9 protein-coding genes are annotated in these 13,422 nt (G+C 64.7%); 3 read left to right on the top strand and 6 right to left on the bottom strand.

Annotated elements, in window-relative coordinates:
* Window positions 1-161: 161 nt before the first annotated feature.
* A complete protein-coding gene (locus tag HV753_RS28285) occupies window positions 162-1,040 on the top strand; it encodes a ferritin-like domain-containing protein (RefSeq protein ID WP_175177888.1) in 879 nt (292 codons plus the stop codon).
* 90 nt (window positions 1,041-1,130) lie between these two features.
* Entirely contained in the window at window positions 1,131-1,619 is a 489-nt protein-coding gene (gene rfaE2 / locus HV753_RS28280) for a D-glycero-beta-D-manno-heptose 1-phosphate adenylyltransferase (RefSeq protein WP_175177887.1), read from the top strand.
* Between the two features lie 432 nt (window positions 1,620-2,051).
* Here the strand turns inward: rfaE2 and HV753_RS28275 are convergent, their stop codons facing one another.
* The 6 genes from HV753_RS28275 to HV753_RS28250 all read right to left on the bottom strand — a co-directional run bounded on the left by HV753_RS28275 (window position 2,052) and on the right by HV753_RS28250 (window position 9,119).
* Window positions 2,052-3,383: a TolC family outer membrane protein gene (locus tag HV753_RS28275; RefSeq protein WP_175177886.1), complete on the bottom strand. Its 1,332-nt coding sequence runs from the start codon at window positions 3,381-3,383 to the stop codon at window positions 2,052-2,054.
* A gap of 78 nt (window positions 3,384-3,461) precedes the next feature.
* Window positions 3,462-4,142: a protein-L-isoaspartate O-methyltransferase family protein gene (locus HV753_RS28270; RefSeq protein WP_175177885.1), complete on the bottom strand. Its 681-nt coding sequence runs from the start codon at window positions 4,140-4,142 to the stop codon at window positions 3,462-3,464.
* Window positions 4,143-4,314: 172 nt separating this feature from the next.
* On the bottom strand, window positions 4,315-5,157 hold the full coding sequence (thiD, locus tag HV753_RS28265; protein ID WP_175177884.1) for a bifunctional hydroxymethylpyrimidine kinase/phosphomethylpyrimidine kinase: 843 nt from the start codon (window positions 5,155-5,157) through the stop codon (window positions 4,315-4,317).
* A complete protein-coding gene (locus tag HV753_RS28260; protein ID WP_175177883.1) occupies window positions 5,154-5,963 on the bottom strand; it encodes a thiazole synthase in 810 nt (269 codons plus the stop codon). Before HV753_RS28260 ends, thiD begins: the two co-directional genes overlap by 4 nt.
* A 154-nt stretch (window positions 5,964-6,117) precedes the next feature.
* The gene (locus HV753_RS28255; protein WP_175177882.1) at window positions 6,118-7,020 is read right to left on the bottom strand and encodes a cobalamin-binding protein; all 903 of its coding nucleotides are present in this window, start codon (window positions 7,018-7,020) and stop codon (window positions 6,118-6,120) included.
* Between the two features lie 53 nt (window positions 7,021-7,073).
* Window positions 7,074-9,119: a TonB-dependent receptor gene (locus tag HV753_RS28250; protein WP_175177881.1), complete on the bottom strand. Its 2,046-nt coding sequence runs from the start codon at window positions 9,117-9,119 to the stop codon at window positions 7,074-7,076.
* A gap of 451 nt (window positions 9,120-9,570) precedes the next feature.
* On the opposite strand from HV753_RS28250, the gene metH reads away from it, so the two are divergent.
* Entirely contained in the window at window positions 9,571-13,344 is a 3,774-nt protein-coding gene (gene metH, locus HV753_RS28245) for a methionine synthase (protein ID WP_175177880.1), read from the top strand.
* Window positions 13,345-13,422: the final 78 nt, after the last annotated feature.

Below are 13,422 nucleotides of genomic sequence, written 5' to 3'. Positions count from 1 at the left end.
CGTACTCTGTCATGTTTCATTCATGAAACGGTCATCATAGCTTCGCGGGATACGGCGAAAAATAGCGCTGCGGTGGTTGAATGCAGCGCCCGCCGACATGACGCGCGCGTCATTCATTAATTTCTATAGCCCCACTAGCGGGACGAATACAAGGGCAGACCATGCTTTATCCTGAACTTTTCAAGACCATGGAAGCCGTGCGCTGGAATATGGCGCATGACATCCCCTGGGGGGATTTCGATCGCAGCAAGCTCTCGGACGAGCAAGCCCAGACGATCAAGATGAACGCCATTACCGAATGGGCGGCTTTGCCGGCCACGGAAATGTTCTTGCGCGACAACCGTGGGGATAGCGATTTCTGCGCCTTCATGTCGGTGTGGTTCTTCGAGGAACAGAAGCACTCGCTGGTGCTGATCGAATACCTGCGCCGCTTCTGCCCGGACCTGGTGCCGACCGAAGAAGAGCTGCACAACGTGCGCTTTGAATTCGACGTGGCGCCCGAGCTTGAAACGCTGATGCTGCACTTCTGCGGCGAAGTGCGCCTGAACCACTGGTACCGCCGTGCCGCGGAATGGCACACGGAACCCGTCATCAAGGCCATCTACAAGACCGTGGCCCAAGACGAAGCCCGCCACGCCGGCGCCTACCTGCAATACATGCGCCGTGCGCTGCATGACCGCGGCCAGGACACCAGCGAGCAGGCCCGCGTGGCGTTCTCGAAGATTGGTGTGCTGATGGCGTCGGCCGGCCGCACGCAGCAGGCGCTGCACCCGACCAATCTGCACGTGAACAAGGACTTGTTCCCCAACGACACGGTGCAATCGCGCTTGCCCGAGCCGGGCTGGCTGGAACACTGGCTGGACACGCAGATCCGTTTTGACGGCATCTGGGAGCAGAAGGTGGCCACCCGCATCCTGCACATCCTGTCCAAGCTGATGGATCGCAGCTTTGAAACGGTGAAGGACTTGAACCGTTACCGCAAGGAAATGACCGCGCTGGTCGTGCCCAAGGAAAAGAAGATCATCCTGGGCGGCGCCTGATTCCCCGGGGCAGCGGGGCCGGCCTGGAGCCGGCCGGCAACTGCTTCACGGGGGTGAATGGGCGGCGGGGCGGGCGGATATAATCGCCGCATGCCTGCCGCCCGTTTTGAATCCAAAGTCCTGTCCCGCGACGAATGCGTCGCCGCCGTCGCGGCTGGCCGCTTGCCGCGCCCGCTGGTGTTCACCAACGGCGTCTTCGACATCTTGCATCGGGGCCACGCGACCTACCTGGACCAGGCCGCCCAGCTGGGCGCCACGCTGGTGGTGGCGGTGAATACCGACGAATCGGTGCGCCGCCTGGGCAAAGGGGACGAACGTCCGCTGAACCGGATGGAAGACCGCGCCGCCTTGCTGGCCGCGCTGGGTTTCGTGACCGTCGTCACGTCCTTCCATGAAGACACGCCCGAAGCCCTGATCGGCCAGATCAAGCCCGACCTGATCGTCAAAGGGGGCGATTACGACATGGAAAAGCTGCCCGAGACCGCCTTGGTCAAGACCTGGGGCGGCCGCGCCGTGGCGATCCCGTTTGAATTCGAGCGCTCCACGACGGCGCTGGTGAAGAAGATCCAGGGCGCCTGATCGGGGTGCGGGAGATAAAAAGCGGCCTTTGGGGCCGTTTTTTGTTTGTTGGGGGGGCAGATGGGTTGCGCGCGATGGGCGTCGGTTCATTCATGAGCACCGTCTCGCGCTACACCCATCCTACGAATCCGTCGAATCCGTCGAGCCGGTTGAATTGGTCGAACCGGTTGAACCGGCCGAATCCGATCGAATCGGCCGAATCCGATCGAACCGGTCGAACCGGTCGAATCCGGTCGAATCCGATCGAACCGATCGAACGAATCAAACCAATCGAATCAATTGAACCAATCGAACCGATCGAATCCGGTCGAATCGGTCGAACCGGCCGAATCCGGTCGAATCCGATCGAACCGGCCGAACCCCCCGCCTGTAGGATGGGTGTAGCGCGAGACGGTGTTCGCTAAAACGCCGGCGACGAACGCGCGCAACCCATCACCGCGCATCCCGCAGCAAACGATTGATGGCTTCGAGGTCGGTCTCGGCCAGGATGCCGCTCACGGCTTTCAGGCGCAGGCCTGACAGCACCGTGCTGTAGCGCGCCAGGGCCAGGTCGCGCTGGGTGGCGTAAAGCTGTTGCTGGGCGTTCAGCACGTCTAGGTTGATGCGCACGCCCACTTCATAGCCGGTGCGGTTGGCTTCCACGGCGGCGCGGCTGGATTTCTCGCCGGCTTCCAGGGCCTGGATGCGGGCCAGACCGCTGGTGACGCCCGTGTAGTACTGGCGCGCGGCCTGGATGGCCTGGCGGCGCGTGGTTTCAAAGTCGTGCCGGGCCTTTTGTTCCAGCTGCACTTTCTCGGTGACTTGCGACGAAATGCCGCCGCCTGCGTACAGGGGGATGGACAGGACCACGCCGATCGTGTTGTCGATCGGCTTGCCGGGCGCCGCGTTGCGCATGATGGCGTCGCTGGCGCTGCCGCTGGTGGCGCGCAGGTTCAGAGTGGGGTAGTGGCCGCTCTTGGCGATCTGGATCTCGCGGCCGGCGATGCGGGTCAGGAGCTGCGCGCGCAGCACTTCCAGGCTGGACGCTTCGGCCTGGGTGCTCCAATCGTTCACGCGGGCAGGCTGCGGGGAAGGCAACTGTACGCCAGGGGGCAGCTCGGCCAAGGCGCCGGGCTGCGTGCCGATGATCTTGGCGAGTTCGTCGCGGCGCACGTCCAGGTCGTTCTGCAAGCGCAGTTCCTGGGCCACGACCAGGTCATAGCGCGCCTGTGCTTCGTAGGTGTCGGTGACGGTGGCGTTGCCCAATTCAAAGTTGCGCTTGGCGGACTCCAGTTGCCCGGCCACGGCGGCCTTTTCGGCCTCGGTGGCGGTCAGCGCGTCTTGGGCGTACAGGACATTGAAATAGGCGTCGGCCACGCGCAGCAGCAGATCTTGATAGGCCTGCTGCAACTGCACTTCGACATCGGCAACGATCAGCTTGGATTGTTCGTAGTTCTGCCAGCGGCCCCAATCGAACAGGGGCTGGGTCAGCGCCAGATCCCAGACACCGCGTCCGCCGCTATAGGAAACGCCCAGGCCACGAGTGCTGCGGGTTTCCTGGTAGGCGCCACCGGCTTCGGCGGAAATCAGCGGCAGCAACAGCGAACGGGCCTGAGGTTCTTTTTCCAGGCCGGCGCGGTAGTTGGCGCGTGCGGCGGCGTAGGCGGGATCATTGCCCAAGGCCGACTGCCAGACCTGGATCAGGTTCTGCGCAGCGGCGAGCGACGGCCCGACGCTTGCGGCGCAGGTAAAAACCAGTAAAGCCGTAAGCAATCGGACGCGCATGATTTTCAACGATACGCCGGGCCGCCCAGCGTGCGCGCGCCCCGGGTCGGGGTCAGGCGCGGGGCGGCAAGGTGGGGGTTAGAACTTGAACTGGGAGACGGTAGCGCCACGCAGCGGCTTGATGACGGTTTCAAACAGATTCACCGTCTCGAAGCTGGCCGCGGTGGTGCGGGTGATGCGACAGGCCGTCATGACGGGGGCCTGGCCCACGATCACGACCAGGCGGCCGCCCACGCGCAATTGGTACTTCAGCGCGTCCGGCACGACCGGCACGGAACCCGTCACCAGGATGGCGTCATATTCGGTGGAGCCCCAGCCATTGCGGGCATCGCCGGTTTCGACCTTGACGTTGGTGACGTTGTTCATTTGCAGGTTCTGCTGCGCGAAGGTCACCAGGCGGCTGTCGATTTCAACCGACGTGACTTGTTGGGCCAGATAGCCCAGCAGCGCGGCCTGATAGCCCGAGCCGGTGCCGATTTCCAGCACACAGTCGCCCTTGGTCAGCAGCAGTTCTTGCGCCAGACGGGCTTCGACCTTGGGGGCGAGCATGGTCTGACGGGTGTTCACCGCGTTGATTTCCAACGGCAGTTCCAGATCGGAAAACGCCAGGGCGCGCAGGGCCGGCGGAACAAATTGTTCGCGGCGCACATCGAACAGCGCTTGCAGCACGTTGGCGTTCAGGACGTCCCACGGGCGGATCTGCTGTTCCACCATATTGAAGCGGGCTTGTTCTACGTCGGGCAGGGTCGAAGCGTTCATGACGGTCAGGAAAAAACAGAGGAATCAGCCGACCATTGTACCGATTCGTAGCGTCCTGTGACGGCGTGCCCCCCGGGCAGATGTTTCAGCCGCCAAACCCGTCCCGCAAAATGCCAGCGGCGCTCCGGGGAGCGCCGCTGGGAATCACGCAAGGGCAAGCCCTATCCGACGATCACCACCAGGCGTGGAAGTGATGGACCGGGCCGTGGCCGGAGCCGACCGACAGGCGTTCGGCGTGGCGGATGGCTTCGGTCAGGTAGGCCTTGGCGCGGCGGGCCGCCTCGGGCACATCCCCGGTTTGCGGCAGCAGCGCCGCCAGCGCCGCGGACAAGGTGCAACCCGTGCCGTGGGTGTTGACGGTTTCGATGCGGTGGCCGGGCAGTTCGATCATCCGGTCGCCGTCGTGCAGCAAGTCGATGGTTTCGTTGCCGGGCAGATGGCCACCCTTGACCAGTACCCAGCGTTCGCCGGAATGCGCGAGCTTGTTGCGCAGGCGCTCGGCCACGCGGCGCATTTCCTTGACGGTCTCGACCGGCCGTTCTTCCAGCAGCACGCCGGCCTCGGGCAGATTGGGCGTCAGCAGGGTGGACTGGGGCAGCATGGCTTCGCGCATGGCGCCCACGGCATCCTTCTCAAGCAGCAGGTCGCCGCTTTTTGCCACCATGACCGGGTCCAGCACCACGTGGGCAGGCGCCCACTTGGCCAGCTTTTCGGCCACCACTTCAATCACGGGGCGCTGGCCCAGCATGCCGATCTTGACGGCGTCGATGCGCACGTCGGTGAACAGCGTGTCGATCTGCAAGCCCACGAAGGCGGGCGGCACGGGCGAAATGCCGGTGACGCCCTGGGTGTTCTGGGCGGTCAGGGCGGCGATGACGGCGCAGCCATAGGCGCCCAGCGCGCTCATGGCCTTGATGTCGGCCAGCGTGCCGGCGCCGCCTGACGGGTCGACGCCCGCGATGGTCAGCGCGTGGGGAATGGGGCGGCCGTTGTCGGCCTGCTGGCGGGAACTCATTTCGCCGAGCCCGGACCAGCGGTGATCAGCCCTTCGGTGGGGGAGCTGGGGGCGCCGCTGTACAGCTTCTTGGGCATGCGGCCGGCGAGGAAGGCCTCGCGGCCGGCTTCCACACCCTTCTTCATGGCGCTGGCCATCAGGATCGGGTCGCGCGCGGCGGCAATCGCGGTGTTCATCAGGACGGCGTCGCAGCCCAGTTCCATGGCGATGGCGGCGTCGGACGCGGTGCCCACGCCAGCGTCCACCACGACCGGCACGCGGGCCTGGTCGATGATCAAACGCAGGTTCCAGGGGTTCAGGATGCCCATGCCCGAGCCGATCAACGAGGCCAGCGGCATGACGGCGACGGCGCCCATGTCTTCCAGCATGCGGCACTGGATGGGATCGTCGGTGCAATAGACCATGACCTTGAAGCCGTCGTCGACCAGGGTCTTGGTGGCTTTCAGGGTTTCGGGCATGTTGGGGAACAGCGTGTGCGGGTCGCCCAGGACTTCCAGCTTGACCAGATCATGGCCGTCCAGCAGTTCGCGCGCCAAGCGCAAGGTGCGAACCGCGTCGTCGGCGCTGTAGCAGCCGGCGGTGTTGGGCAGCAGCGTGAACTTCGACGGCGGGACGTAGTCCAGCAGGTTCGGCTCGCCGGCGTTCTGGCCGATGTTGGTGCGGCGGATGGCAACCGTGACGATTTCGGTGCCGCTGGCGTCCAGCGCGGCGCGGGTCTCTTCAAAGTCTTTGTACTTGCCGGTGCCGACAAGCAGGCGCGACGAATAGGCGCGTCCGGCGATGGTGAGGGTGTCTTGTGTGGTCATGGCGGTGTTTCAAAGGGCGGGAGCGCGCAGCGGAGCCCGCGGAGGCTGACTGATTCTTGGTAAGCGAATGATAAAGCACCGCGCCGCGCGGCAGACCGCTTGTGTGAAATGCCGCGTTCCACTATTTGAAGAACTCGTCAGTCGCGCAGGCCAGTCAGCGCAGCCGATCCAGGTTGGCGCAGATGGCTTCTGCGGCATCGATCAGGCGTGGGCCGGGGCGGTACAGGGCGTCTGCGTCGATGCCGTAGACATGGCCGGCTTGCGCGGCGGGCAGCCCGAGTGCCTGCCAGGCAGCCAGATTCTTCTGGGTGTCCCCTGGCTGGTCGACACCCGCCAACACCGCTTCGGGTCGCGCCGCCAGCACGGTTTCAAGCGTCACCTGCGGGGCGACGACAGGCGCGTGGCCAAAGATATTGACGCCGCCACACAGGCGCAGCGCATCGCTGACGATGCTGCTGTCGTTCAGTGTGTAGATGGGGTCCAGGCCGGCCTGGACAAAGACACGCACCGGACGGCGGCCGCTGTAACGCGCCGCCAGGGCGGCCAGGCGGGCGCGCAGTTGCGCGGCGGCGGGTTGAGCCTGCGCCTGGGTGCCGAACAGCTCGCCCATGCGTTCCACGGCGTCGGGGATGGAGGCAAGCGTCAGCGGGTCGCTGTAGAAGACGGGCACGCCCAATTTGTCCATGACCCGGGTCAGCGGTTCGGCCGCGGCGGGCTGCCACGCGATCAGCAGGTCGGGACGGACGGCGGCCACGCGCTCGGCGTCGGGCTGCGTGCCGTCACCGATGACGGGCAACTGGCGGGCGGCGGGCGGATAGTCGCTGCCACGGATGGTGGCGATGAGATAGTCGCCCGCGCCAGCGGCGTAGACGAGTTCGGTGGCATGCGGCGCCAGGGTGACGGCGCGGCGCGCAGGCGCTGCCAGCACGATCGTGCGGCCTTTGTCGTCTTGAACCTGGATGGCGGTGCTGGCGGTGGCGGGTGCCACGGCCAGCACCGCGCCCAGGGCCAGAAACAGCCTTGGGGCGATGCGGGGGAGTGCGCGTGCGAAGGTCATGCAAGGGCCCGATATCGTCAGCGGGGAACGCTGACTATATCGGAATGCCGCGATCAGTAGCGCAGCGTGAGCGAAGCGTAGAAATTGCGGCCCGGCGCGGGGTACAGGTTGTAGTTCGCGACGGGGCCCAGCATTTCAAACGACGCATTGCCGCCACGGATGCCGTAGGTGGCGTACTGGCGGTCGAAGATGTTGTTCACGCCGATGGCGCCTTCGATGTTGCGCGTGAACTTGTAGGCCAGCTTCGTGTTGAACAGCACGTATGCATCCAGTTCCGTGTCGAACTGGTTGGCCTGGTCGTTGTCCATGCGGGACTTGCCCACGTACTGCGCCGACACGTTCCACAGGAAGGCGTCGGTGGGGCGCCAGGTCACGCCTGCGTTCGCCAGCCATTTCGGTGCCAGCGGCACGGTCTTGCCGGCCAGGTCCACGCCAGCGTAGGTGCCAGAGCGGAATTGCGCTTCCATCCAGGTCAGGTTCGCATCCAGCGTCACGCTGCTGGAAATGGCGGTGCGGCCTTCCAGTTCGATGCCTTGGCGGCGGGTCGGGTCCAGGTTGGTGTTGGCGCCGGTGCCCGGGCCCCACATGCCGTCGGCCAGCGGGTTGTACTGGATCTCGTTGGTCAGGTCATAGCGGAAGTACGACAGGCGGGCGCTGCTGGCGGCCGATTGCCACGTCACGCCGATTTCCTTGTCGGTGGACGTCTGCGGGGCCAGCGGATTCTGCACCGACAGCAGTTCGTCCGCGTTGGGCAGGCGGAAGCTGCGGCCGACCTTGCCGTACACGCCGAAGCCGGCCGGCAGGTCTTGACGCACGCCCAGTTGCCAGGCGGTCAGGTGGTTGCCGCGGTCGGACGCGGTGCCCGAACCCGTGATGACCTCCAGATCGTCGGAGGCATACTGGCGGCGCACGCCGGCCGTCACGTACGTGCTGTCCGTGGCGCGGATCTGGCCTTCGGCGAACAGGCCGTACTGATGCTGGCGCGACTGCCACTTGGACGGCTCGAAGTCGTAATAGGCGTTCTGGTTGGCGGTGGTCTTCGATTCCTGAGCGTCGGCGCCAAAGACGACGCTGTGGCCGCCATTGATCGGCAGGCGGTAGCGCACGCTGGCGATGTTCTCTTCCAGCTTCTGGTCGCGCAGGGTGTCGCCGAAGCCGTCGTAGGACAGGCCGTTCAGCTTCTTTTCGCGGGTCGACAGGTCGGCGTACAGCGTGCCGGTGCCGATCGCCTGTTCGACTTGCAGGCCGAAGGTCGTCGTCGTGGTCTTCACGTAGTCGACGTCATTCTTCGAGCCGCGCGGGTCGTTTTCAAACTGGTTTTCACCCGTCGTCGGGTTGATCAGGCGCGGGCCGGGCAGTTCCAGTTTCTGCGTGGTGGTGCGGCCGTACAGACGGATCGAACCATTGTCGTGGCGCAGCGTGATGCCGGCGCCGCCGCCTTCACGGCGTTCGCCGCTGTGGTCGCGGTAGCCGTCGGTGTGCAGCGACTGCATGTAGGCGTCGATGCCGACCTTCTCGTTGTTCATGGCGACTGCCGCGTCATACTGGCGCAGGCCGTAGCTGCCGAAGGTGGCGGTGGCGCGGGCGGTCACCGGTTCCTTCGAGAAATCCGATTTGGTGATGATGTTGATCACGCCGCCGGTCGTGCCGCCGCCGTATTGCACCGAGCCGCTGCCGCGCACGATTTCAACCCGTTCCACCTGATCCAGCGGCACCACGCCCAGGCCGGGGGCCGACAGGTCGTTGGTGTTCTGCTTCACGCCGTCGATCATGATCAACGTGTTGCTGGCGCCCGTGATGCCGAAACCGCGCAGGTCGACGATGGCGTTGTCGCTGGAGCTGCTGGTGTTGATCAGATGAATGCCCGCCTGGGTCGACAGCAGATCCTGCATGGTGCGGGCGCTGCTGGCGGCGATGTCTTTGGCGGTGATGACCGAAATGGACACCGGCAGCGTGCGGCCGTCTGTCGGCACGCGCTGGGCGGTGACAGTAACCGGATCGAATTCGGGAGTGGGGGAGGCGGCTTGCTGGGCGGCGGCGATGGCCGGGGCGGTGCAGAGCAGGGCGCCGGCGTAACGCCGGATGGAGCGGGTTTTCATCTACATAACCTCGATGCGACCCGCGACCCCGCAGGCCAATCACGATGGGGAGGACGCCCACGTCGCGGCGGGCCCGTTGGGGCCTGGCGGCGGAGCATGGACTTCCTGACGATCGAACTGGCCGGTATCGGGCTGGCATGCGCAGTGTGCGCATGGGGACCGTTGCGGGGGCAGCACAGGCGGGACGGCGGGGGCATTCCGGGCTGCCTTTTGGGCGGCGCGGCGGCCCTGCCGGGCGTCTTCCTGTTTCCCGTTTACCTTTCGCGCGCGGCTGGCAAGTGTTGCGTTCTTGCAAGCCTGGTGCGCCGAAAGCACCGGTTCGGGGCCGAAACTGTATCACCGGAGGGCGCAAGAGGGTCCGTTTTGTTACGATCAGGGCTTGTTTTTTCAGTGGTTTTTGCGTTTTTGCCACATCTGCGCCACTGAAGCCAACCCATTGCCGGACTTGCCCGTGTCGTATCCCCGCCTGCCTTACCCGCCCGAAGCCTATACCCAAGGTGGCGATTTCGCCCGCCTGCTGGGCAAGCGCATCCTGATCCTGGACGGCGCCATGGGCACCATGATCCAGCGCTACAAGCTGGGCGAGGCGGACTTCCGCGGCCAGCGTTTCGCCGATCACGGCAAGGACGTCAAGGGCAACAACGAGCTGCTGTCCCTGGTGCGGCCCGACGTGATCTCCGAGATCCACCGTCAGTACCTGGAAGCCGGCGCCGATGTGATCGAGACCAACACCTTCGGCGCGACGACCATCGCGCAGGGCGACTACGACCTGCCGGAATTGGCGTACGAGCTGAACCTGGTGTCGGCCCAGTTGGCGCGCGAAGCCTGTGATGCCTACAGCACGCCGGACAAGCCCCGCTTCGTGGCCGGCGCCCTGGGCCCGCAGCCCAAAACGGCGTCGATCTCGCCCGATGTGAACGACCCGGGCGCGCGCAACGTCACGTTCGATGAATTGCGCGTCGCCTATATAGAACAGCTCAATGGCCTGCTGGACGGCGGCATCGACATCGTGCTGATCGAAACCATCTTCGACACGCTGAATGCCAAGGCCGCGATCTTCGCGACCGAGGAAGTGTTCGAGGCGCGCGGCATCCGCCTGCCCGTGATGATCTCGGGCACCGTGACCGACGCTTCTGGCCGCATCCTGTCGGGCCAGACCGTGGAAGCCTTCTGGAACTCGGTGCGCCACGCGCGCCCGGTCACCATTGGCCTGAACTGCGCGCTGGGGGCGGCGTTGATGCGGCCTTATGTGGCCGAGCTGTCCAAGATCTGCGACACCTATGTCTGCGTGTACCCCAACGCCGGGCTGCCCAACCCGATGGCCGAGACGGGCTTTGACGAAACGCCGGCCGATACGTCGGCGCTGCTTGAGGAATTCGCCCGCGCCGGGCTGGTGAACATGTCGGGCGGCTGTTGCGGCACCACGCCGGACCACATCCGCGCGATCGCGGAAAAAGTCACCGCGCTGACGCCGCGCGTCGTGCCCGATATTCCCGTCAAGACCCGGTTGTCGGGCCTGGAAGCGCTGAACATCGACGAAGACACGCTGTACGTCAACGTGGGCGAACGCACCAACGTGACGGGCAGCAAGATGTTCGCCCGCCTGATCCGCGAGGAAAAATACGACGAAGCGCTGGCGGTTGCCCGCCAGCAGGTGGAGAACGGCGCGCAGATCATCGACATCAACATGGACGAGGCCATGCTGGATTCGGTGGCCTGCATGCACCGCTTCCTGAACCTGATCGCGTCTGAACCCGACATCGCCCGCGTGCCGGTGATGATCGACAGTTCAAAGTGGGAAGTCATCGAGACCGGCCTGAAGTGCGTGCAGGGCAAGCCGGTGGTGAACTCCATTTCAATGAAGGAAGGGCTGGAGCCGTTCCGCCATCACGCACGTTTGTGCCGCCGCTATGGCGCCGCCGTGGTCGTCATGGCTTTCGACGAATTGGGTCAGGCCGACACGCTGGAGCGCCGCAAGGAAATCTGCGGACGCGCCTACAAGATCCTGGTCGAGGAAGAAGGCTTCCCGCCGGAAGACATCATTTTCGATCCGAACGTCTTCGCGGTCGCCACCGGCATCGACGAGCACAATCACTACGCGGTGGACTTCATCGAAGGCACCCGCTGGATTCGCGAAAACCTGCCCCACGCCCGCATCTCGGGCGGCGTGTCCAACGTCAGCTTCTCGTTCCGCGGCAACGAGCCCATGCGTGAAGCCATCCACACCGTGTTCCTGTACTACGCGGTCAAGGAAGGCATGACGATGGGCATCGTCAACGCCGGCCAGCTGGGCGTGTACGCCGACCTGGACCCCAAGCTGCGCGATCTGGTCGAAGACGTGGTGCTGGACCGTCCGGTTCCGGTAGGCAAGACGGAAGCCGACGATGAGCGCACGCCGACCGAACGCCTGGTGCAGTTTGCCGACAGCGTGAAGGGATCGGGCGCCAAGCGCGAAGAAGACCTGACGTGGCGCAAGGCGGAAGTCGAACAGCGGCTGTCGCACGCGCTGGTTCACGGCATCACCAACTTCATCGTCGAGGACACCGAAGAGGTGCGCCAGAAGATCGAGGCGCGCGGCGGCCGGCCCATCGAAGTCATCGAAGGCCCGTTGATGGACGGCATGAACGTCGTCGGCGACCTGTTCGGCGAAGGCAAGATGTTCTTGCCGCAGGTGGTGAAGTCGGCCCGCGTCATGAAGCAGGCCGTGGCCCACTTGATTCCCTTCATCGAGGAAGAGAAGCGTCAGATCGCGGCCGCGGGCGGCGATGTGCGCGCCAAGGGCAAGATCGTCATCGCCACCGTCAAGGGCGACGTGCACGATATCGGCAAGAACATCGTGTCGGTGGTCTTGCAGTGCAATAACTTTGAAGTCGTGAACATGGGCGTGATGGTGCCCTGCGCGCAGATCCTGGAAAAGGCCAAGGAAGAGAACGCCGATATCGTCGGCCTGTCCGGCCTGATCACACCCAGCCTGGAAGAAATGGCGTATGTGGCCAGCGAAATGCAGCGCGACGACTACTTCCGCAGCCGCAAGCTGCCGTTGATGATTGGCGGCGCCACCACCAGCCGCGTCCACACGGCCGTGAAGATCGCGCCCAACTACGAAGGCCCGGTGATCTATGTGCCGGACGCCAGCCGCTCGGTGGGCGTCGCGACCCACTTGATGTCGGATCAGTCCGAAACGTATCTGGCCGAGCTGGCCCAGGAATACGAAGAAGTGCGCCGCCGTCACGCCAACCGCAAGGCCACGCCGATCCTGCCGCTGGCGGACGCGCGCGCCTCGCGCCCGGTCATCGACTGGGACAACTACACGCCGCCGCGCCCGAAGTTCATCGGCCGCCGCACGTTCAAGAGCTATGACCTGGCCGAGATCGTGAAGTATGTGGACTGGGGGCCGTTCTTCCAGACCTGGAGCCTGTTCGGCCCGTTCCCGGCCATCCTGGACGACAAGGTCGTGGGCGAGCAGGCGCGCAAGGTCTACGCCGATGGCCTGGCCATGATGAAGCGCATCGTCGAAGGCCGCTGGCTGACCGCCAACGGCGTGGTCGGCTTCTATCCGGCCAACAGCGTCAACGACGAAGACATCGAGATCTACAAGGACGAGACGCGCAGCGAAGTACTGTTCACGTATCGCAACCTGCGCCAGCAGGGCGCCAAGCGTGAAGGCGTCAGCAATAAGTGCTTGTCGGACTTCATTGCGCCCAAGTCCTCGGGCAAGCTGGACTACATCGGCATGTTCGCCGTCACGGCCGGCATTGGCATCGAGAAGAAGGAAGCCGAATTCGAGCGCGCGCTGGACGACTATTCCAGCATCATGCTCAAGTCCCTGGCCGACCGCCTGGCCGAAGGCTTCGCTGAATGCCTGCATGCGCGCGTGCGCCAGGACCTGTGGGGCTATGCCCCCAACGAGGCCCTGTCCAACGAGGACATGATCGCCGAGAAATACGTGGGCATCCGTCCCGCGCCCGGCTACCCGGCCTGCCCGGAACATGTGGTGAAGACCGACATGTTCCGCGTGCTGGATGGCAGCGATATCGGCATGCTGCTGACCGATAGCTACGCGATGTTCCCGGCCTCCAGCGTGTCGGGTTTCTACTTCAGCCACCCCGATTCGCAGTACTTCAATGTGGGCGTGATCGGCGAGGATCAAGTGGAGGACTACGCGAAGCGCAGCGGGCGGACCATCGAAGATCTGAAGCGGACGCTGGCGCCCAATCTGGGGTGAGGGGTTCCGTCTTCATGGCAGTAAAGAAAAACCGGCCGGGTGGCCGGTTTTTTCTTGCCCGCATCTGGGTAGAAGGAC

It is taken from the genome of Achromobacter pestifer (assembly GCF_902859625.1).
GTDB lineage: Bacteria > Pseudomonadota > Gammaproteobacteria > Burkholderiales > Burkholderiaceae_B > Achromobacter > Achromobacter pestifer.
This window is presented reverse-complemented; position numbering and strand designations above follow the sequence as displayed.